General features: G+C 49.4%; 16 protein-coding genes. 4 read left to right on the forward strand and 12 right to left on the reverse strand.

Annotation, left to right across the window (positions count from 1 at the left end):
* Positions 1 to 8 precede the first annotated feature (8 nt).
* From D0B88_RS05670 to D0B88_RS05715, 10 genes are all read right to left on the reverse strand, one after another.
* Entirely contained in the window at positions 9 to 548 is a 540-nt protein-coding gene (locus D0B88_RS05670) for a BLUF domain-containing protein (protein ID WP_007638332.1), read from the reverse strand.
* 123 nt (positions 549 to 671) lie between these two features.
* On the reverse strand, positions 672 to 1523 hold the full coding sequence (locus tag D0B88_RS05675; protein WP_151055771.1) for a class I SAM-dependent methyltransferase: 852 nt from the start codon (positions 1521 to 1523) through the stop codon (positions 672 to 674).
* Between the two features lie 188 nt (positions 1524 to 1711).
* Positions 1712 to 3157, reverse strand: coding sequence for a glycoside hydrolase family 30 beta sandwich domain-containing protein (locus tag D0B88_RS05680; RefSeq protein ID WP_225318551.1), 1446 nt, complete (start codon positions 3155 to 3157; stop codon positions 1712 to 1714).
* A 135-nt stretch (positions 3158 to 3292) separates the two neighbouring features.
* Positions 3293 to 5947: a cellulase family glycosylhydrolase gene (locus D0B88_RS05685; protein ID WP_225318552.1), complete on the reverse strand. Its 2655-nt coding sequence runs from the start codon at positions 5945 to 5947 to the stop codon at positions 3293 to 3295.
* 431 nt (positions 5948 to 6378) lie between these two features.
* Positions 6379 to 6963, reverse strand: coding sequence for a hypothetical protein (locus D0B88_RS05690; protein ID WP_151055774.1), 585 nt, complete (start codon positions 6961 to 6963; stop codon positions 6379 to 6381).
* A 739-nt stretch (positions 6964 to 7702) separates the two neighbouring features.
* Entirely contained in the window at positions 7703 to 8026 is a 324-nt protein-coding gene (locus D0B88_RS05695; protein ID WP_151055776.1) for a hypothetical protein, read from the reverse strand.
* 7 nt (positions 8027 to 8033) lie between these two features.
* Entirely contained in the window at positions 8034 to 8237 is a 204-nt protein-coding gene (locus tag D0B88_RS05700) for a hypothetical protein (RefSeq protein WP_151055778.1), read from the reverse strand.
* Positions 8238 to 8389: 152 nt separating this feature from the next.
* Positions 8390 to 8779 (reverse strand): hypothetical protein, encoded by a 390-nt coding sequence (locus D0B88_RS05705; RefSeq protein ID WP_151055780.1) that lies wholly within the window; start codon positions 8777 to 8779, stop codon positions 8390 to 8392.
* Between the two features lie 1114 nt (positions 8780 to 9893).
* Positions 9894 to 10763 carry a GyrI-like domain-containing protein gene (locus D0B88_RS05710; protein ID WP_151055782.1) on the reverse strand — a complete coding sequence of 290 codons (870 nt, stop codon included), beginning with the start codon at positions 10761 to 10763 and terminating at the stop codon, positions 9894 to 9896.
* 199 nt (positions 10764 to 10962) lie between these two features.
* Positions 10963 to 13071: a carbohydrate-binding protein gene (locus tag D0B88_RS05715; RefSeq protein ID WP_151055784.1), complete on the reverse strand. Its 2109-nt coding sequence runs from the start codon at positions 13069 to 13071 to the stop codon at positions 10963 to 10965.
* A 417-nt stretch (positions 13072 to 13488) separates the two neighbouring features.
* Between D0B88_RS05715 and D0B88_RS05720 the strand changes: the two genes are divergently transcribed.
* The 3 genes from D0B88_RS05720 (at position 13489) to D0B88_RS05730 (ending at position 17708) form a co-directional block, all read left to right on the forward strand.
* Positions 13489 to 14709: an AraC family transcriptional regulator gene (locus D0B88_RS05720; RefSeq protein ID WP_007638295.1), complete on the forward strand. Its 1221-nt coding sequence runs from the start codon at positions 13489 to 13491 to the stop codon at positions 14707 to 14709.
* 25 nt (positions 14710 to 14734) lie between these two features.
* Positions 14735 to 16966, forward strand: coding sequence for a TonB-dependent receptor (locus D0B88_RS05725; RefSeq protein WP_151055786.1), 2232 nt, complete (start codon positions 14735 to 14737; stop codon positions 16964 to 16966).
* Positions 16967 to 17114: 148 nt separating this feature from the next.
* Complete coding sequence (locus tag D0B88_RS05730) at positions 17115 to 17708, forward strand: DP-EP family protein (protein WP_151055788.1); 594 nt, start codon at positions 17115 to 17117, stop codon at positions 17706 to 17708.
* Here D0B88_RS05730 and D0B88_RS05735 read toward each other — a convergent pair.
* Together D0B88_RS05735 and D0B88_RS05740 are read right to left on the reverse strand one after the other, a co-directional pair.
* Entirely contained in the window at positions 17705 to 20371 is a 2667-nt protein-coding gene (locus D0B88_RS05735; protein WP_151055790.1) for a serine/threonine-protein kinase, read from the reverse strand. The genes D0B88_RS05730 and D0B88_RS05735 overlap by 4 nt on opposite strands.
* A 7-nt stretch (positions 20372 to 20378) precedes the next feature.
* Positions 20379 to 21347 (reverse strand): FHA domain-containing protein, encoded by a 969-nt coding sequence (locus D0B88_RS05740; RefSeq protein WP_007638290.1) that lies wholly within the window; start codon positions 21345 to 21347, stop codon positions 20379 to 20381.
* A 135-nt stretch (positions 21348 to 21482) separates the two neighbouring features.
* On the opposite strand from D0B88_RS05740, the gene D0B88_RS05745 reads away from it, so the two are divergent.
* Positions 21483 to 22688, forward strand: a complete 1206-nt coding sequence (locus tag D0B88_RS05745) for a sigma 54-interacting transcriptional regulator (protein ID WP_151055792.1) — start codon at positions 21483 to 21485, stop codon at positions 22686 to 22688.
* Positions 22689 to 22845: the final 157 nt, after the last annotated feature.

A 22845-nucleotide genomic window follows, 5' to 3' on the forward strand; every position in this document is an offset into this window, starting at 1 on the left:
TCAGGCAACTATCCACGGTTAAATAACCGGCGCCAACCGGTTTTAGCTTGTTTGCTGGATTGTTCATTGGTTTCAGTGGCGACAGCTTGTTGTTGCTCGGCGCTGTTTTCGGCAAGCTCTCCCGACTCTTTGGCCTGTTGGAAAAAAATTAACAAACGTCCCACCATTTCGCGATCGTAATCAAAGGGTGAAAATTCCGTCAGGCTGTGTTGCGCTAAAAAATCGCGCAGATTTTTTTCAGCGGGTAAATATTTCATGCTCCAATCCTGAAACAGGCGGCGCTTGGTGAAACCTTTCAATAATACTTTAGCGTTCTTGTGGCGCGGGTCGTTGCAAATGCGTTGATAGGTTTCCACTACCGCATCGCGCTGGCCTTCCAAACATTGGAAAAAATATCCATTGCCGTAATAGAGCACACCGCCCACTTCGGCGCGGGCGTTATTGCGGCGCGATTCGGTCAGAATCCGCCCCACTTCCAGCTCAATTCCCTGATCGGCAGCGTCAAAGGTCGCTTCACTGGCGTACACCAGTCTCACTAAATCATCCACAATTGGGCTCCTCTATTGCGGCGGTGCGCGCAGCGGTATGCGCGTGGGTTATTCAACAGCATACTCGGACAACAGCCCGCGTTAATGGTGCCCAATATAGCCTCATTTAACGCGGGCACGAGCTTATTTCTTTCTGAAGAGTAGAGTCACGCGGTTGGATTCACCAATCATCCGGTTCTGGTTTTTCTGCGCCTCGGTGCCACTCAAGCTGGGCAACAAACGCCAAACATTGTCGTCCGCTTGTGGGTTGTCCTTGGGGTTTTTGTTGATGTCGCTGCTGCCCACTAACTCAAAACCGGCGGCGGTCATGGCCGCAACAATCGCCGACTCTTTCAAATAACCACGGCTGCCATCCGCCCAGGCGTCGGGTTTATCTTCACTCATGGCATGTTGCACTACGCCCACCAAACCGCCCGGTTTTAATACGCGATGGGTCTCTGCCAGTGCCTGTTGCAGGTAATTGCCCTTGGCGTCAAAACGCGCCAAATTGTGCAGGGCACGGATAAACAATACCGCATCCGCCTTGCCGGTTAATTCGGCGGGTAAATCCGCAAAGGTATAGGCTTCGGCCTTGGCGCTACCCCAATTTTTGGCATCGCTGCTCCATTGCGCGGGCCACGCTTTGCGCTTTTCAATAAATTCCGGCGTGGCAAAACCACCAAATTCCGGCCACATCGCCAGGCTGTAATCCACCCCGATCAAACGGCCATTCGCGCCCAAGTAAGGCATCAGGATCTTGGAATACCAGCCATCGCCCGGCAGGGCTTCAATCACCACATCACCGGGTTTAATGCCAAAAAATGCCAGCGTTTCCACCGGGTTACGTGCCGCGTGACGGGCTTGGTGTTCTGCCGGCATGGCCTGGGTAATCGTTTGCAATTGCTGTTTATTCTGTGCGCTCAAGCCAGTGCCGTCGCTGTCGGTAGCACAGCCGTGAAGCAATATGGCTGCAGCCAATAGGGCGATTTTTTTCATGGGTAAACTCCTTGCAAATTTTGCATTAACAAATGGATTCGTAATCCGCACCAAAACGGATGTCCATTATTCGCAGATTTTTGCAGGGAGATAATTATTTTTTGTAAAGCGGGGGATTTTGGTTGGGCGAGGCAAACCAAACCCGCCATCCGGCGGGTTTGGTTTTTTTGGGCCTAATGTTATTTAAATCAATACACCAAGGTCTGCATTGCATGTGCAGGAATAGTGACTTTGGTTTCTTGATCGCCGATGTACAGGCGGTAGTTGATGGGGGTGTTGTTGCTGTTCATCACGACGGTGGCGAGTGTGTTGTCGGTATTTATAAAAGAGGTAACTTGTAACAAGCTGCGACTGGCGGCGGCGCTCACGCGTTTGGCTTCCGGGCGGATAAATTTGGAGAAGTGACCCAAATAATAATAAGTCGGTGTGTAAATTAATTCGCCATTGGTGTCCGCGTGAATCGGTGCGAAACAAAAATTGCCAACATGGTTAGGGCCGCCAGTGTGGTCGAGCAGAATATTCCAATCCGTCCAGGCGACTGCGCCGGAATTAAAATCGTTAATGATGGAATCACCGTAACGTTCGGCGTTGGGCCAGTAGTGATAGCGCTCGGCGTTGAATTTTTCTACCGTTGCTTCGGTGAGCAATAAATTCACATTGGGGTATGCCTTGGCAACTTCGGCAACGTTGTTGTACATAGGTTTGCCACCCGCCCAGGTTTCATACCAGTGGAAGCCTATGCCCCACACATATTGCGCCGCTTCCGGGTCGCCCATAATGGTGTTGGCGCGATGCACAATTAAATCGCGGTTGTGATCCCACACAATAATTTTTTTATCGCCCATGCCGGCTTTTTTGAGCGTGGGGCCAAGGTGATTTTTTAAAAAGTCGCGCTCTTCATCGGCGGTATAAATCATGGATTCCCACGTCTGTTTTGCCATGGGTTCATTTTGAAGTGTCAGGCCCCAAATCGGGATGCCTGCCTTCTCGTACGCCTGAATAAATTTCACATAATAATTGGCCCAGGCGTCGCGGTACTCGGGCAATAATTTTCCGCCTTGCAGCATGTTGTTGGTGTCTTTCATAAACGCCGGCGCACTCCAGGGGCTGACGTAGGTGGTGATTTCTCCACCGGCCGCTTTAATGGCCTGTTGCAGCATGGGAATGCGATGTTTTTTGTCAGGTGCTATATCAAACGTTTTTAATTCTTTATCGCCCTCTTTGATGTAGGTGTGACTGCGGCTGGCAAAGTCGGAGCTGTGAATCGTGGTGCGCAACAGGCTGTAACCTATGCCGTCTTTTTTGTCGTAATAAGCGCGCAAAAATTCCGCTTTTTTCGTACGGCTGAGTTTGGCGTAAGTCTCGGCACTGGCATCGGTAATGGCACCGCCGATACCCAAAAAGGTTTGATAGTGTTTTTGCGGATTCACAAAAATCGCAATATCCGTTTCCGGTGCTTGTTGTGCCGGTTGCAGTGCAAGGCTTTCACCTTGGGTTAAACGCAAATTGCTGTCTTTGGCAGTGGTGTACACACTCAGGGTTTTGGCTGGGGGCGTGGTGTCGGCGGCATGGAGTGCACCGCTTGCCCCTGCGAATGCCAAGGCGATAAACAATCGGTGTAATGGTTTTTTCATAGAGCATCTCTCCGTTAATAACTGCATAAAACAAATAAGAAAAATAAAAAATAAAAAAGCCTCGTGCTGAGTGATAAAACATTCAGCGCGAGGCAACAGGGCTTAGCTAAAAAATACTGCGCGTAGGATTAACATTTACTGCGTTTTAATGTTGATCCAGTTGAGGTTCCACTCTTGGCCAATGGAGCTGAGCTTGAGTGTGTAATTACCGGGTTGCAGAGCAATCGCACCACTGCTTTGGGTGATATAAGTCTGCCAACCGCCAGTGGGTGCGAGGGTTTGGGTATCTACAATCGCACCGTCAATCAGTGCATTAAAACCGGTGCTACCCGTTTGTGACGCGAGGCGGTACTCAATGATGTAATTGCCCGCTGTTTCCACTTTGATTTTGTATTCCACAAAATCGCCCGCTTCAAAATGCCCCACGTTTTGTCCGCCGCCGCTATCACCGGTATTTTCGCTTTGGCTGCCACTCTGTGCGGTGTAATTTTCCGCTTCGATTTTGGCGGGCACCGGGGTGAAAAGTACGGGTGTATTCACTGCATCACTGGCGTAGCTTTCGGCGATGTTGTTGCGCGCGGTCACTGAGTAGTAATAGGTTTGGTCATCACTCAGGTTGCTGTCTGCATAGCTGGTGACGGCGAGGTCTTCGGCGATTAACGTGCCTTTACTGCCCGCCGAATTGGAACGGTAGACGTTATAGCTAATGTCGGTACCCGGTGTTGCAGTCCAGGTCAGCGATGCGTTGGTGCCGGTTACTGTCAGTGCCAAACCGGTAGGGCGATCCGGGTAGTCGAACACATCGTTGTGTTCATCGGTCACCAGCCAATGCGCCAGACCTTCATGCACGTCGTAACCGACTTCGCCGTAGCTGGTAAATAACGCTTCAATCTCCTCGATGGGTGCGGTGGTGAAATCCACTTTGCCCGCGCTATCCACAACATCTTTACCGGCGACCGGTTCTTCTTCGATCAGGTAGATCTCGGCCCAGGTATTGGTGCTGCCATTCCCTTTAAATACGCCGCTGAAACTGTAGGTTTGGCCGCCTTTCAGGGTGATTTGCTGGTAGAGCGCACCGTTGATTTCACCCTCTACACCGCTCGGGCGAGTGATGTGCAGTACCGCGCCGTCGCTGCCGGTTGGGGCTTTGCTGGTATCGGTATTGTTGTAGTTAAAGTTGAGCGCGCCGCTGATGGTGAGTTCAGACCAACCGCCCGCCGCGCCAAAGTTGCCGTTAGCGATCAGCTCCTCGTTGGTGGCGTTGTTTTTAAGGCTGATGCTGTCGAAAGTCACATCCGGGCTCGCGCCGCCGTTGGCACCGGTTTTTATCACCAGGTAATAGGTTTTATCCTCGGTGCCGCCGGTGGTAATGGTGGTGGCTTTTTTGGCGCAGGCCTCGGCAAAACTGGAGTCCCAGTTGTTGCAATCCCAAGTGCTGGCTTTAGTGATCATGCCCACACCCGTGTCCAGACTGGTATTGATCTCGTTGGTCACCATGCCCCACAGGCCGTTGCCCTGGCCGCCGGCAATCGTCACCAACTTGTACGACCAACTGGTGGACGCCCAATCGTAGCCCGCAAAAATATCGTAGGTCGCGCGGCCGATTTTGCCGCCCAGCTCCAAACCAGCGCCCTGCCAGGGCTGGAATTCACCCATCAGCATCGGGGTTTGCAGTTCCTCGAGTTTGGTATCCCAGAAACACACGCCGCCTTTGCCGTCCTGACCGCATTTCAGCCAGTCGCGGTGGATATCGTAATGGCTGTCGTTGGGTCTATCGCCAAACAGGCCGGGGTAGGGGTGGAGTTGAAAGGCAACGTTGGTCATACCCTGTTCAGCCGGGTCGCCATACACATCGATGCTGCCGTAATGGCTGTGCAACATAATGATGTGTTTATCGTCGATGGCGCGGATGGTGTCGTACAGCTCCAGCACACGCTCGGCCATGTCTTCCGGGGTGGAACCCCAAGGTTCATTGAGCGGGTCATAAGCGGCGACGACGGGTTCATCTTTGTAGCGGGTAGCAATCTGCTCCCACAGCCACTTGGTGCGATCCTGATATTCGCTGTTCGTCCAATACTGATTTTGGCCGGAGCAGCCGGTGTGATCATTCGGCGTTTGGCCGCCCAGTGCACCGTGTAAATCAAGAATCACATACATGCCGCGCTCTTTCGCTTCGGCAATTGCCCAGTCAATGTAATGCCAAGCGTCTGCACGCAGGGTTTTGGGGTTCTTTTCGTCTTCGATCACGTTCCACAAAATCGGCAGGCGTACCACATTAAAACCAAAGGCCTGCAACTGATCCCAATCGCGCTCCTTGATCCAGTTGTCGCGGAATAGTTTGATCAACCGCTCCTTTTCGTCGTAACCAAAACGCTCGGTCAGCTCGGCCTCCAGCGTACATTGGTCATGCACCCCATTGCCGCCCTGGCCCATCATCCAAAATTCCTGTACCAACCAGTTGCCCAGGTTGGTGCCTTTCAGGTGAACCTGTCTACCGCTGGCTTTCACCCACTTGGTGCCATCGGTTTTGAGCATGGTCAGCCCTTCGGTATCCGGCGCGAGGCTGCTGCTCGCCGCGCTGGACGATGAAGGCGCAACCGACGATGACATCGATGAGCTGGAAGGCAACCCGGCCCGCACCCCCTTGTCACCCTTATCGCCACCACAGGCCACTAAACCCAGCAAGCAGGCGCTGAGCAGGCTGAATTTAAAAGCAGGGGCGATGATGGAAGAAAGCCGGTTTGTGTTGCTGAGAGTTGTGTCTTGGGGGGATAAATTCTGTTGAGTCATAGCATTGTCTCTTATTCTGTTGATGCTTATTGTTTGCACCCACACGGGTGCTAAACGCATCTTTCCCCAAGACAATGCTCTCCCGCGCCCGACTAAATTTATTCGAACCGAAAAAAGTGAGGTTCGGGTAAATACACCCGAGGTATTTGTTTAGGCGAACGTCCCACCTTGTTATTTTGGATGTGGATCTACCGTAAGTGGGGACGTAGGTTGGAAGAGCGCAGCGACGTCCGGCATAAATCGGCCAAAGTGGTGTTTGGCCGGGTAAGGAATGGTTTTGATAAATGGTTGTGAGGGCTGGTTCAGTGCGCGCCACGGAGAGTTATTTCGAGGAGCTTTATTGTCGCTTCGGAGATATCAATTTTTGCTGGCATGGACGTGGCCTCGTTTAACCTATAGGTCAGCATAATGGCCTATAGGTTGAGATCAACCTACTCCTCCGGTAGAAAAACTCCCAACAATGCCAGTGTAAAAAGAGCTGCGCCCAAAAAGATCCAGATGCAATTTGCCCAGGTAATCGTCCGGTTGGATTTCCCCTCCGGGTCATTACAGCTCACATTAATAGCGCGCTGCGCTTTGAGTAGCGTCAGCCCATATACCAGTGTGAGTGGTATTGGCATAAAGACAAAGAGCGCACCCAGGGTGCCCGATGCAGGAATCCTATCAATAACATTTGAAGTCACAAGCGCGATTACCCCTACAGTCGCCCAAGCAGTAGCATTCCATTTGAAATCCTTGCCCGCATCTGTAACGCGCATGTCAATCACGGAAAATAATGCGTGGGTAAAAAATATCGAAAATATCGCCCGCATAACCGGCATAGGCTCGTGGTCACTGTAAGCAACCTTATACAGCGTCCAGTTCTTGTAATGCCAATACACGCCAAACAAACCAATCGTAAAAAAGAACAGGGTAAAAAATTTCGCTGGAGATACCACATAAAAAGCGGGGTTTACTGCACCTGCCTCAGTATCGACAAGGTTTGCTTCCGGTGCGGCGTAAATATTGTCTTGCATAAGTACGTCCTGTGTTTTGGGTTTGTTTTTATTGTTAGATCTTGGTCAAGAGCCCGGCCTAAATGTAGTGCGCATCTCATGAAGCAAGTTGTTGTGATTCGGCCAAGCGCAAGTAGCCCCTCAACGTAGGTTGGGCGGTAATGCCCAACCTACGTGCTATTTTTTACCACAGTCGCTTGTTATGTGCTTATTTCAATTTAATAGCCTCTAAAATATTTAAGACCGGTATAAAATTGTTGCTTTCTATTACTCGAATAGAACAGCCAACAAAATGCTGGCATAAACGCCATAACCAATATAGAAAAAATAACTGCTTCTGCGAAAAGAGTTTTGTCGAAATGAACTCCAAGTAATACTCTTAACGCAATAAGCGTGGTTACTGAAGAAGCAGAGCACAAGAGCCAAGAGCGCCAAACGTACCCCCAAGTTCCAATTTCCAGTACTACGTTGGATGATCTTTTGGTCTTCATTACTCCTCTGATTTTGACGATCAAGTAGACCGACCAGAAGCAATATAAAATGCTGAACATGAAGTAAACTAACAGTAAAAATAGAGATACCCCAGATTCTTCGTAAAGAAAGTCAGATAGAACCGGAATAAGCGATAGTGCAGCGAGAATTATCAATGCTCGTTTTCGCACTGGGTGCGAGAAAATATCTGACAATGATTCCATCATTGATTCCTATTACAAACTGTCCAGCGCACGAAGTGCGCGAGTTGCTACACTTTGTTATGATATTACTTTGCCACAATGTGTTTGTATTTATAGCGAGTTATGAAAACCAGAGATACACCAACAATAAAAAGAATTGCGCCAGGTGCAGCCTGAAGAATTTTAGATTCGGCACCTAATAATTTTATATACCAGTCGGATGCTCCAGAAACCCCAATTACAAAAAGATAAATTCCACCAATGATAGCGACTAACCCCAACAACAAGCCCGCCAAAGAATACATAAATTGATATTTGGCTAGAATTGCTTGAGTTTCTTGTGGTGTGGATTTGTTTATTTGTGAGCCATTAACAATAAGTGTTCCATTGTTTTTTGGTATTTTTTCCATAATATTTTTACTCGCTTGATGCTGGCTCGCCAAATTTAGATGTTATTTTCTCAAGTATAGATTTATCAGCGTTAAAGGATAACTTACCGTTCTCTAGGCGTATTTGTGTTCTAGCCATTTCCTCTTCGCTTAAAAATGTAGCAAGCTTAGCTTTAGTTCTTTCCAGCACCACTTCTGCGACATTAAAATTTCCTGTTCTTCTTGTTGGCATAAATTGTCTCCGAATTGGTAAATCATAACGTTAATCACAACGGCAGTTTGTAAGTTGTGCGTTGTGGAATACTTTGCGAAGCAAACCACATAAGCGCGACTTACAAACTGTCCAGCCGCGCAGTGGCGAGTTGCTGCGCCTTGTTATAGCCCTTACTCTGTTTCAAAAACAATTGAAACACCATATGCCTTGCTTGCCAAGGTGCGAATATGCTCTTTCTGCAATTTGCACTTGATAGCTAATTGAGAGTCACTCAACCAATAGAATTTAGGCTCATTTTCGCAGTAACCGGCAAAAATTACATGCCCTTTAGGATTAGAGAATTCATATTTCTGATTAAGGAAAATGTATGTACCGTATGGAGCATGTCTATTCCAATCAGATCCGTAAGCGTAACTTTTTACGGAAAGCTCTCCATTAGGGGATTCTGTGGCGGCTAAAGATTTCCAATGAATACTGGAACTATAGAAATATATTGCTCCAGCCGCCAAGGCACTTAACAGCAATAAAATTAAAATTGAATATATTAGCCTCTTGGCCATTTGTGAATTCCTTGCTTGCTATAACGTTTAGCACAACGGCAGTTTGTAAGTTGCGCGCTGTGGAATACTTTTGCGTAGCAAAACCACATAAGCGCGACTTACAAACTGTCCAGCCGCGCAGCGGCGTGTTGCTGCGCCTTGTTAACTGTTTGTAAATTGAGCTTGGAGGTAATTCTTATTGGTTACTGATATTTCGCAGAACTGACAACCAAGAGGAATAATACCAAAAACATACTTCGTGACCCTTACCTTCTCTAGACCTGGCGTATACGGTTTAAATGTCATGTTAATTTTAACCACGCCACTCTTAAATGTTAGATTTTTCTGGTTACACACCAAAACAGTTACTTTAGATAAATTGAAGTCACCCCACACAGAGGTTTTAAGGCCGAAAATAGGTGAAATTTTATAATGTATATCCCCATTATTTTCGTAAATCTTCGAATCTATTGAGCCTAGAGGAATATCCTTCATATGCGATGCCAGTTAACAGTTTATTAAATTGCACCAACTATATAACCCACAGAACGTTATTCCAACTAATTTGGTGTGGCGCTGTATAACTCCAAAAGTAGATAAACCTTCATTCGATTTGGTTAGTGCTAAATCAAAGGGTTAACTATCACTCCGAATTAATTATGGAGTTATATGGCACAAACAATCTCAATTAGTTGCCGCGCGCATTTGGCGACCTGTCCGCTTTGGGCACAAACCCGCCCTTCAAACCCGTTGCGGTTCGTAAACTCAGTCTGCGCGACGCGCCACAACCTACGGGTACATTGCCGGTATTAATTTCGGCATCAGCTTGAAAATATTTTGGATAATTGGAAATAAAAAGTCTGCGTTGCCAAAGCAAGCAAAAAAACGAGCGAGGGTGTTTGGAGTGGGGAAAGTGCAGTGCTTTTAATATCCGTAATCCATAGCAGCCAAGTCATGTATCCAAAATCCGTAATACATTTCCTTGTGGTGCTTACTGCTGTCGTCATTCCTGTGACGGGAACCGCATAGGGTAGGCGGTTTGGTGTGCGGGGTAATATTACAGCTTATTACAATCTGTGCAACGCGCTTTCGGGAAGGTTGGTGCCTTGGTTTTGGGTGAGCCAAGGCGCGGTGTTTATTTTAGTGGGAAATGAATATCGGTAATAAGGTCACATTCGTCGACCTCGTGGATGAAATTCACGTAGTGAAAAAAGCAGGGATAGTCGCGAACTTCTTCGCCACTGTTCGGTAGCCATTCGCGATAAAACGCGTAGATGGTCGTGTCGAGGGTATTGTAGCTGCCGGTGTGGCGAATAACGGCGCATTTTCCGCCGGGAATTATTCCTGCTTTTACACCGTAATCGTTCTCGGGGATCTCTGTATCGATGGTGCCGCATACATCCCAACGAAATTCTTCTGGCTCAGTGGTTTTTGGATCGCTATAGGGAATGCCGAATGTCTTGCTGGTTTTTACCGGCGAGAGTCCGGTAGCTTTACGCCATGCAATAAATTTTGCCGCAGTTTCCAGTGTTTTTTCTGGTGCTCCCCGGTGTTCAATGAATGCAACATTTGTTTTTTCAAAATTAATGACGTTGACCTTCATGGTTATTTCTCCGTAAGGTTTAGGCTGAAATTGAAACCGCATATGCCATTCTGGCCAATTGGGTTCCGCCCTGAATTCAGAAGGCGATTTATCAAAAGTGCGTTTAAAGGCCCGCGCAAATGCTTCCGGGCTTTCAAAGCTGGCTTCCAGTGCGATATCAATAATCCGTTTTTCACTTTCAAACGCTAAGCGATAGGAGGCTCGTTTCAGTCTGGTCAACTGAATAAAGCGTGTCACACTCATGCCCGTGTAGGCCATAAATACCCGATGAAAATGGTATTTGGAAAAAGCGGCAACATCACTCATTCGCTCAAGTGTTAAATCTTGATTGAGGTTCTGATTAATGTATTCGCAAACACGAGCGATACGTTTGTCGTAATGGTTTGTCGGGTTATTGCTCATGCCAATCCTTCATGTTTCAGGTGCAGCGCATAATGCGAGTTTTTCGCGTGCCTTGTCCTGATTGAGATTGCGCAGTCTAGTGATTTTATGGTGGTGTTGCACAAACAAAAAAGCCGATGCATTGCTGCATCGGCAAAGGACTGTTGTTAATTAACTGCCTTAACAACAGGGCTAGAGAGAGAAAGTTTTTGCTAAAAAATCACAGCGGGTTTAATTGGAACCAATTGATATTCCAACCGCCTTTTCTGACAAAAATCGATAAATCCTGTTGCCCCGCCGTGAGGTAAACAGTGGTGGAAACGGTTTGCCAGTTTTGCCAGCCGCCGGTGTTGGGCACGTTGATGGTGCCTAAGTCCGAACCGTTTCTACTGAGCACCAAAATGCCGCCGGTGTAGGGCGATGCCACACGCACTTGCAGTGTGTAATTGCCGGTGGTGGGGATGTTGATGGGGTAGCTCATCCAGTCGTTGTCGTCGGTGCTGGCGGCGTTGAATCCGCCTCCGGCGTCGGTGGTGGTTTCCATGCGGATGCCGTTGTGGTCTTTAAACATTTCCGCTTCGATGCGCGTGCCCACGGTTGGTTTCCAATTCATCCAGGTGGCGATGCTTTCATTGCGCACCAAGGGCTGGGTGGAGAATTGGCGGAACCAGTTTTCGATTTGCGCGGTGCTGGCATTACTCACGTTAATCGGGCTCATGCCGCCGCCATTGCTGCTGTTGGTGACCATGCCCCAGTTCCAGCCGCTGGTATCGCCGTTGGAGCCGTTTTGCGAAGTGGTTTTCCACGCCCAGTTGGTCGCCGCCCAGCCGTAGCTGTTGTAGATGTCGTAGGCTTTGCGCGTCATCTGGCCGCCGTAGCTGCCCAGCAGTGTCCAGGGTTGGAATTCGCCGACGAGGAAGGGCGTTTGCAAGCTGGTGATTTTGTTGCGCCAATCGCAGCTTTCACCCAGGCCGTTGGGATTGCAGTGCAGCCAGTTGGCGTACATGTTGGCTTGACCGGCGCCGTAAGCGGCGGTGTCGTTCCAGCCCCAGAGGCCGGGGTAGAAGTGCATCCAGGTGGATACGTTGGTCAGGCCGCGGCTGTTGGGGTTGCCGTAGGCATCGATGCCGCTGTTATGGCCGGGCAGCAAAATCACGCGGGTGGGATCTTTGGCGCGTACCACGTTGAACAGTTCGTAGGAGCGGTTGGCGAGGGTGGTGGCGTCGGTGCCCCAGGGTTCATTCAGCAAGTCATACGCGGCGACGGCGCTGCGGCCGTTGTAGCGCTGGGCGATCATGTCCCATAGCCATTTGGTGCGGTCCCAGTAGCTCGCGTTAGTCCAGAGCTGTGCCGCGCCGATGCAACCGTCGTGCTGCTCACTGGCCGCCGCTTGCCCGCCGACGGTGCCGTGCAAATCGAGGATGGTGTACATGCCGCGTTTTTCCGCTTCATTGATCGCCCAATCCAGGTATTGCCAGGCGTCACTGCGCAAGGTGTAGGGGTTGTATTCGTCCTCGATCAAACTGTACAGGAAGGGGATGCGCACCACGTTCATGCCCATGGCCTGCATCATGTCGAAGTCGCGCGCGGTGATGTAGTTGTCGCGGAACACTTTCATCAAGCGTTCTTTTTCCCCATTGCCAAAGCGCTGCGCCATCACCGATTCCAGTGTGCACTGGTCGTTCACTGCGCCGCCGCTGTGGGAGATGATGCCGCCCATCATCCAGAATTCCTGAATCAACCAGTTGCCCAGATTGGTGCCGCGCAAATCCACGCGCTGGTTGGTAGTGGCGTTCACCCACAGGTGGCCGCTTTGCTTGATCGCGGGCAGCGGCGTCCAGCTTTGGGTTTGCACCGGCACAACCCTGAACCAGTTGAGGTTAAAACCACCGGCATTCACTTTGATACCAAAGCGATGCACACCCGCGCTCAAATTCACGCGCTGTTTTACCGTCGTCCAGTTCTGCCAACCGCCGGTATTGGGCAGGGCGAAGTTGCCATAGGCCGGTGTGCCGCCCGCTTCTTCAAAGGTGATGTTGCCACCGCCGGTTGCACTGGCGACACGATATTCAATGTCGTATGCGCCAGTGGTGGGGATATTGACCGGGCTATTGCTGTAGGAGAGCCAGTCGTTGGCATCAATCCAGCCGACGTTTTGGCCGCCACCGCTATCGCTGGTATTTTCCAGCTGAATGCCATTCATATGACTGTAGGCTTCGGCTTGTATGGTGGCGGGCACATTGACTTGGCTGGTTGCGAGCTGACTCAGGAGTGCACTGGAAAGGCCCAGTGCAAGCACTGACCAGGTGCGAATTGCTGATGGTTTCATGGGTTTATACCTGTGACGTTATTGTTATTACGGTTTACGCGCCCCCTATTCCGCGTTACTGCGTTTCCTTGTTGTGGTTCTTATTGATGTCGGTCGGGCGGCGTTGGCTGCACTCTAGGCAAGCGTGTAACAGCTGTCGTTCGACAGCGGCGAAAGGGTGCAAAAAAATGTAAAGCGAACCCGTTCGAGCAAACAAAAACTGCTCGAACCATGGGCGTAAAAGCCGCTAAATAGCGGGAATTGATGGGGGTAGAGGCACCCGTTTGCACTGAACCTGGCGGTGGTGTGCCACTTCGCTGCCGCAATAGATTTATGCTGGCTCAGGGCTGGCAGTTTCTATAGTATCCCTTGTGACACAACCAAGGCGCGTTCAACCACTACAACAGCGTCACAATAAAAAGTATTCGGGGATCACCTATGGATTTTGTAGTTTTCAATTTTCACGACGTTATTTTGCTGATGACGGCTATGCTCTGCGGTTTTTTTGCGCTACTGCTGATTGCTACCAACCCGCCCAATAACATCAGCAATTATTTTCTCGCCGCTTTTTTAATCGCCCATGCCTTTATTCCACTGCATGAATTAATTCTGTGGGGCGCCGATTTCAAATTGCAGGTGCGCACCCATGCGCCCGGTATTTATTTTATTGGCGGCTTCGCCTACTACCTGGATGCCGTGCTGCTCTACTTTTATGTGAAGTCACTGGTATTCCGCGATTTCCACCTGCGCCCCAAGGATTATCTGCACCTGCTGCCGCTCGCATTGTTCGGTGTATTTATGCTGCTGGCCTTCTACCGTTTCCCCGCCGCTACACGCCTGGAGTGGATCAACAGCGAAGCCTTTGTGTACAGTTTTGGTTACATCGGGATGGATTTCTTTTGTAAGTTCCTGCGTGTTGGCTACTGCGTGGCAGGCTTTTTGCTGATCTACAAATACAAAGGCATACTCAAAAACACCCACTCCAATATTGAAAAGGTGGATATCCTCTGGCTCAAAATATTGGTGATGGGCTTTTTGGTGGTCACCGCGATGGAGGCATTTCTGGCGCTCTCCAAAGCGATTGGTTTTGCCGCCGGTTATGATTTTCAGGCGCCGCACCCCAGCGGCAACGTGATCGAATACATCGGCTTGAGTGGTTACTACGCGCTGTTTGTATTGGTTTGCACCCTGGTATTTACCAGCATGCGCTACTTCAGCAATTTTGAAGCGGTGCGCCAAAAAGACAGCAGCAATAGCGGTCGTGAACCGGCTAAAAAATCCGCGCAGGAAAAACTGCTCAACCCCGAGTATGCAGAAAAAATCGACAGCATCATGCGCAGCCAAAAAACCTATCTCAATCCGGATTTAACACTGGATATGCTGGCTGAAAACTTGTCGATCCCGGCGAAAGATTTATCCATGATTATCAACCGCCATTTCAATTTAAATTTTTACGAGTTCATCAACGGCTACCGGATCGAGGAAGTGCAAAAGCGCCTGCTGGATCCGGCCAATAAGGATAAAACCATCACCGACATTTATCTGGAAGTGGGGTTTAACAGTAAATCGGTATTTAATACCTTCTTTAAAAAACTGGTAGGGAAAACACCGTCTGAGTATCGCCAAAACCCGCAGAAGGTGGCGCTAGCCGCTAAATAATTTCACTACTGGAGCTAAGGAAAACATGATCAACAGCCACAGCACACACAGCAAGCAAACTACAAAAAAAATCAGCACCAAAACACCACTGGCGATTGCCTGTGCCATATTGCCATTACTTGCAGCACCCAGCTGGGCAGCAAGCGAATCGGCAGCGGTAGAAGAAGTGATTGTCACCGCCGCAAAACGCGAACAGCGCCTGCAGGATTATGCCGGTGCACTCAGTGTGGTGAATAATTTTCAAGGCGTAAAAAATATTGGCGATATCGCCGCGCAAGTGCCGGGTTTAAATATTGTGGATGCCGGCCCGCGCAACCCTACCGGGTTAATTATTCGCGGCCTGCGCATGGATGAAATTGACTCCGGTGATTTGAGCGGCGATGGCTCTTTGGTGGCAAGCTACGTCGATAATATTCCGCTGCAAGGCTATTTTGTACCGCCGTCTTTCAGCCTGAAAGATCTGCAGCAAATAGAAGTGGTACGCGGCCCCCAGGGTACACTTTACGGTAATGCCTCAGTCGGCGGTTTGATTCGCTACGTGACCGCCAAACCGGATTTGGAAAAATATTCAGTACGTGCGAGCGGTGAACTGTCACAAACCAAACACAGCGACGATTTAAGTTACGACACAGATCTGGTAGTGAACACGCCATTAATCGATAACACCCTTGGCCTGCGTTTATTGCTCGGCAAAACCGACAATGCCGGTTTTATCGACAACCCCTATTTATTAAGCGGCGCGCAAGAGGACATTAACGACGACCAAACCAAACAGGCGCGTGTTAGTTTGCTGTGGCAAGCGAGCGATAATTTCTCGCTCAATAGCAGCTATCACTATCAAAAAATAAATGTCGGTGATCGCCAAGCCGCGAATGAAAGTTTTACCGGCGACGACTACACCGCCTCCAGTCGCTACTTGCAACCCATGGAAGGTGAACTGCAATTGGCAAGCATCGACGCCACTTACGATATGGGTTTTGCCACACTCACCGCGAGTGTGAATCGCTACGATTATGCGCATAACGAGCGTGCGGATCAGACGGATTTGTACATAGGTTTTGATCCGGATGTTGAGTATTACAACCTGTACGAGGATCTCTCTGCCTACAACGCCAGCACCATCGATGTGGTTAAAGACAGCGCCGAATTGCGTTTGGTATCAGACAGCGACCAGCCGCTGCGTTGGTTAGTGGGCGGTTTTTACAGCCGCGATGATCTGGATGTTTACATGGGTGATTACACGCCCGGTTTTGGCGAATTTTTAGGTGCTGAATTACCCGGCGATTTGGAATACCTGGCTACCCAAACAGAAACGCTGGATGAATATTCCGCCTACGGTGAAATCGCTTACGACCTGACCCCGCAATGGGAAGTCAGCGCCGGTACACGCTATTTTAATTACGACGATAAACTGGAAGTGTGCACCACCGCTTTTCCCTCTGACGGCACACCCAGTTGTGAGCGCGGCGACGATAAAACCAATGACACATTGGGCAAAATTGGCACACGCTATAAATTCACCGAGCAATTAAATGTGTATGCACAATTGGCCGAAGGTTATCGTCGCGGCGGCGCCAACCTCACGCCGCCCGATGTAACCACTAATCGTTTTTATGCACCGGATAAAGCCACCAGTGTCGAGTTGGGTTTGCGCAGCGAGTGGTTCAATCAACAATTGCAATTCAACGCCGCGGTTTTCTCCACCGAGTGGGAAGACATCCAAGTAAGCACCACCGCCGAAGATGATGGCCGCTCCATTACCGCCAACGCGGGCGAAGCGCGCTCCCAAGGTGTTGAGCTGGAAGTATTTGCACAATTACCCGGCGGCTTTAGCCTGCGCAGCAATTACACCATTATCGATGCCGAGCTAACCGAAACCGTGGAAGCTATTGACGCGTTTGACGGTGACCGTTTACCCGGTTCACCACGCACTCAGTTCAGCGTAGCGCTGGATTATTTGCAAGCGATTGGCAGCGTGGAATGGGATGGTAGCCTGAGCTTCCAACGTATGGGCGAGGTATACACCGCACTCAACGAAAGTTATTTTAATTATCAACAATTGGATAGTTACAACACTGCCAATGCACAGGTTGGTGTAACACTGCGTAATTGGCGCTTGGGTGCTTTTGTGAATAACATCGCCAATACCCGTGGGATTACCGGCGGCCGCGCGGATGATTTTTATGGTGACCAAGGTCAGTTCGAATACGTCACTCGCCCGCGCACCGTTGGTCTGTCGGTGAGCTATGAGTATTAACAATTAATAGTACCCTTATTTAAATAATCACGCGGTATCGTTTCAGTCGCTTTCCGGGAAGAGGGCGACTACACAATCAAAAGGCCGTTGTTTTTGATGTGTTGTTCACCTAGGGATTCCACACACTTAATGACAGGAAATAATCAAGATGGCAGCAGAAAAAAAGAAAGACAGTGACAAAAAGGCGGAAAAAAAGACTGTTAAAAAAGTCGCCGCCAGTGCAGCGAAACCAGTAAAAGCAAAAAAAACCAGCAAAGCACTGACAACTACTGATTTGGTAATCAACGTGCCGTTGAATGGTCAGGTTATTAAAACCTTTGAATTGATGCCAGCGAAAAGCCTCGCGACTGGGCCGGGGGATTGGATTTTTACCGAAGAGGGCAGCACTACCGATATACAAAATCTGGAAGTGACGTTTGAGCCAAACCCTTCTGCATTAAACCGTCAGTTTGAGCGTGCAGTGTTGGTTGTGAAAATCAAACAGAACCCTGCTTCCGGTGGCACCTGGCGTTTTGCGCTGGGCGGTGTAGCAACTGACAACCCTGATAGCGACCCTAACAACGATGTAGTCTTGGATATCATCGACAATGGCTACACCATGATTGTTTATGTACACGCACTGGAAAACGATGAAGAGAATATCCCATTTGGTTTTGTTGCTTCCTTGACGAACCAAAACACCGGTGTTGTCACGATTTATGAATCACAGGATCCGCGCGTAATCATTACTCGTCCGCGCTAGTTGGTTCTCTCTCCGGTGCATCGCTGTGGTGCACCGTAGGCGCTCATCAATTTTATGAACTCAGTGCTTTCGCAGAGCGAGTTAAACCAGGAAAAATTAAACCAAGTTGGGTGGATTTTTTCCTCCAGTGCTTTTTTGATGTTGACTAGGGCTGAGGTTCGTTCATTTGCTTGTGTGTAAACAATTGCTGCTGTGTATGGTGTGTCAATATTTTCTTTGTCTAGTTTCTGAAGAAGTAACAAGTGTTCAATTGCTTGTGAGTGTTCCCCCAAATGGCTGTGCGCCAATATCTTCGCCTTTAATTCTTCTGGGTTTTCACTTGTTGATGAAATTGAGTTGATAATTTTTCGATATTTTTTAAATGCAGAATCTTTTTGATTGTTATGGTGTAGTGCATCGGCAAAATTTAATAGTATTACCATGTTATTGGGGGCAAGTGAATTTGCTTGCTGTAGTTTTGCCGCAGCTTGTGGGAAATTATTGTCGAGTAGATAAGCTAGCCCGAGATTGCTCAAGTTTGTTGCGTCGATGCGATTTTTAATTGCAGTATTAAAAGATGCAATCGCTTTTTTTGTGTCGCCTTCAGATAACGAAATGGCGCCGTGGATTTGGTTTGCTTTGTAGGAGTCAGGTGACTTTTCAAGCGCCAACGCCAAATACTTTCTCGCTTCAGCTAAGTTGCCTGCTTGCCAGTAGGTGATAGCAATGTTCTGATAGTTTGTTGCTGATGGTTTAATTTTCAGTAGCTTTTTGTAAATGGCTATTGCTTTTTTGTAATTGCTTTTCCCCAGCTCTATATAAGCTTCCAGGCTTAACACAACTCCCAAATTGGACTCCCTGTCTCTTAGTTGTTCAATGATATCCTCTGCTTTTTTCTTGTCGTTTTCGGCATCAGCCAGATAAAAAATATTAATTAAGTGTTGAGTGCTTTCTGCATTTTTTCGTTGGTTTGAAGTCACAATGCGTTTAAATTTTTCGAGATAAATAGGTTCCGATGTTTCATAGTAAAGATCAAGCGCCAAGTCTCGGTATAATGTTTGTGCTTCGATCAATGCGCTAACATTATTAATTGAGTCTATCGCTGACAGTCCTTCAGCCGTTGCTCCATTGAGTAAATAATCCTGATAGGTTGACAGATAAGTTGTGTAATCGCTTGGTGTGAATTGAGCGTGATGAGCAATGCTATTTTGCTGATAGATCAATTCGATATTTTTGTATACTAAACTCGCCATCGCAAGATAGTTGTCGGTTAATACATCAAATGTTTTTGAGTGGGATGTGCGCAAGCGTGAATGATCGGCATTGATGCGTGTTAACGCTATTCTGCATATGTCGTCCTTGCAGTTTATATCGGTACTAATTATTTCATCGGCAGCTGTCGCTCGACGGATGTTATCTATATCACCATTGGTGTCAATTATTTCCTCGCGGGGGATGAGGTAGTAGCCATCTTCTATCGCTAAGATGCCTTGTTGAATAGAATCAAACACAGCTAATTTCACTAATTCCTGCTGCGACTCCTGCATCCCCTCTGCCGTCAACTTGGGTGGAATCACCGCGATATACTTGGGCGGTTTGGGTTGCAATTGCCACACAATCACACCTACGATCATGAAAACGCTCAGTGCTGCGGAACTCACTACAATTTTATTGGCTGCAATGTAGTGTTTAATTTTTTTCCAAGGTGAAACCCTGGGTAGTGCAACCGCTGCAAAGCGCGTTTCAAAGGTGGGGTGGTCTTGTGTGCGTGCGCTGCGCGTGATGCCGTTGTTAATGTTGGTGTGCGGCATTGCCAGTGCTTGGGTGTCATCGCTGGCAATATTGTCGTGCACATTCATCGCGCTGAGTTTTTTAAACTGCGCTGCTACCCAATGGGTATTATCCGGGCGTTTGTTCGGGTCTTTGGATAACAATTGCCCCAGCAAATCCACAAACTCGGCGGGTAAGTCCGGGTTGTGTTGGTGCGGTGGAGTGGGCGGGTGCGAAATAATGCGCTGCATTATTTGCAGCTTGTTGCCGGTATCGCCAAAGGGGTGTGCGCCGCACAATAATTGGTAGGCCAAAATGCCGAGCGAAAATAAATCGCTTTTAAAACTGATGCTTTCACCCATCGCCTGTTCGGGCGACATGGAGCAATAACTGCCTGCGACATGGTCGGTGAGCGTCGCATTAAAATCCTGGGATTTGGCGATGCCTAAATCGGTAATTTTTGCCTGGCCGCGTTTATTGATCAGAATATTTTCGGCTTTTAAATCGCGGTGAATAATGCCGGCGTCGTGGGCGATGGCCAAGCCTTCCGCAATTTGCGTTAGCCAGTGCAAACGCTGCGATAGCGGTGTTACATGTTCACGCAAATAAGTTTGCAGGTTCTGGCCATCCACTAATTCCATCACAAGCGCCAGTTGGTCGGGCGCCTCGATAAAATCGTAAATCTGCACAATATTCGGGTGGTTTAATTTGGCAAGCAGCAAGGCTTCGCGCTTAAAACGCTCGATGTAATGGGCTTCAAATAATTCCGTGCGCAAACATTTAATCGCCACCTCGCGCTCCAGGCGGGTATCGCGTGCGCGGTATACCAAACCCATGCCGCCACGGCCAATCGCCTCCTGCACTTGGTAGTGCCCGATTTGCAGAGGGATGGTGGAGTTTGGCTTGCTGTCCATAGGGTGATCAGCAATCCTTCAGGATGGAGGTGGCGGTCAGTTGATCGCCTTTGTAGATTTTAAATTTATCGCAGCCAAAGCGAATTTTGCCACCGCGTCGCTCCAGCAGACACTGCTGGCCCAGTGCATCGGGCAATAGGTCAGCCAATTGTTTGCGCGCACGGAAAATTTGAATATTCATGTGGGTGCTGTCCAGCCCCAGTTCCGCTGCGAGTTGATCAGCATAAACCCAGCCCTGGCTTTTGCTATCCAGCCCGCGTGCGGCGTCTTCAGCGCGGTGGCGGGCGAGTTGCAATAGCAGGTAGTGATGGGTACGCACGGCCAGGTCCAGCACTTGTTGCTGGCGCAATTCAAGCTGGGTCGTTTCTTCATCCAGGCTCAAATTAAACACAAATTCAAAATCGTTAATGTGGCGCGCGCTTTTTATTTCGGTAGGGCCGTAAATGTTGGCGCGTACAAATTGCCAGTGGCCGGTAGAGAATTGCACCAGGTCGCCATCGTTAAGCGGCAGGGCTTCGCCGTGTTCGGCTATGGCTTCCTGAAACCACTGTTGCGCCTGCTCGTCAAAATAGAGTGCTAATTCGGGGGCGTCGCCATCGGGCAGCAGGTGATAGCGGCTGAGGTAAATCGGTGAGGTTTCGCTCAGCGAGCGATTTAACGGCCACAAGATATCGTTGGGCGCCCGCAGATCCATCACCCGAAAACCGGGGTCGGTTTGCGCGGCGAGCACAATTTCATCGTTAACCGCCAGTTCGCGGGTCTCGCCCTGCGCCATGGCGATGCCATTGATCCAGGTGCCGTTAAGGCCGAGGTTTTTAATGCGCCACTGTTCGCCATTCCATTCGATGGCGGCATGCAATTTGGATACGTAGGGTTTGTCGATATGGGTGTCCACACTGTTGGCGAGTCTGCCAAAGGTGTGATGAGGGGCGAGAGGAAAATAGGCCTCTGCAGCGACATCCAACAAATAAGCCATAGCGGGTCCGGATCAAGTCTTTCTTTGTATTGGTGTAATTGCGTGTAATGTTCAAAAGCGCTCAAGGCTCATAGATTGCCACAAGATGCCGATGTTTTCCCAGTTATCGCCCCTGTGAGTCATGAGAATATCGTTATGATTGCCCTTTTTCAGGCCGTAAGCAGTTACAAAAGTCGGGCGCGCCCAACACGCAAGTTTAATCAGTCCTCGGTGCCGCGCTGGGTGCCGGTGAATAAAAGTTTTATCGCGCTGACTAAAATGATCCTGCGCTCCGCTGCTGCTCGCCTTGGCCTTGAGCAGGCGGCAGTGACTCTGCGCTGCCTGAATCACCAGGGCTATCGCCATTTATTATTAGTTGATGATGTGCGCGATTTATTTGTCGCGGCTTCCGGCGGTGCGGAAGAGTTTATTATTTCTACCCAAGAGGCAAACAGCTCACCCTTTCAAGGCTTTGATGCCGAGGCGGCGCTGAGTTTGCCGGTTAATTTTAATACGCCGGAAAATGCATCCCAGCGTCTGGGTTATTTGGTGGTGCAAATGGCACCCGGTGTTCGCCCCAATGATAGCGAGGTCAAACAGGAGTTGGGGTTGGTAATTGAGGAAATTGTGCGGGTTATTAGCCGCTATCAGTCCCGCTATCGCTCAATTCACTGGTATGGCGACCAATGTTTTTGGGTCGGCAACAGTACTGTATTGCGCCAATTGGATCAGTGGATAGATCAATTGGCCAAAAGGAAATGTCCGGTGCTCATTCGCGCCGACAAAGGCACGGGCAAAATTATTGCCGCGCGTCGCTTGCACGACATTTCCTGTAGTGAAAACGCGCCGTTTATTGAATCGGATTGTCGCGAATGGGAGGAGGGTACGGCCACCGCGATTCTGCAATCCCTGCGCAGCTGCGCCACCGGCGGCACTTTGTTTTTGCGCAACCTCGATTCCCTTTCGGTGCGCGATATCCACGCACTGCGACACTTTTGTCTGCAGTGGATGGCTGCTACACGCAGCGGTAATTCCCTCGGTTTGGTATTTAGCTTGAGTCGCGCCAGCATCGACCCGGTTGCCATAGGCTTGGGGTGGATGATGCATTTTGTGCATAGCCTGCAACTGCCCACACTGGTGGAGCGCGAGGATGATTTGCGCGATCTAGTGCAGTTTTTCATCGCCGAATTTGCCCTTGCCGGTGAGTTGGTGCTGGATGAGGCTGCCGTGCAATTGGTGGCAAATCACCCGTTTCCCGATCATGTTGAAGGCCTGAAAAATCTCATCAAACAATTGGCACTGCGCAACAACGGCGATTTGGTGAGTGCCGCGGATGTGGGAGCATTGCTGCCTCGCCATTAGTGCGTCGCTTGGGTTTCTTGCCTGACCTGACCGCTCCTGATTATTCTTTTCCCTCCCAGCATTCTGCACTCCGGCACAGCGGCGTTTTGTTGTGAGCCTGAGGGTGCAGGGTTATACTGCCCCGTCTCTTATCCCGACTCTTTTATTCTGCCCCTGT

The organism is Cellvibrio sp. KY-YJ-3 (assembly GCF_008806955.1).
Classification (GTDB): domain Bacteria; phylum Pseudomonadota; class Gammaproteobacteria; order Pseudomonadales; family Cellvibrionaceae; genus Cellvibrio.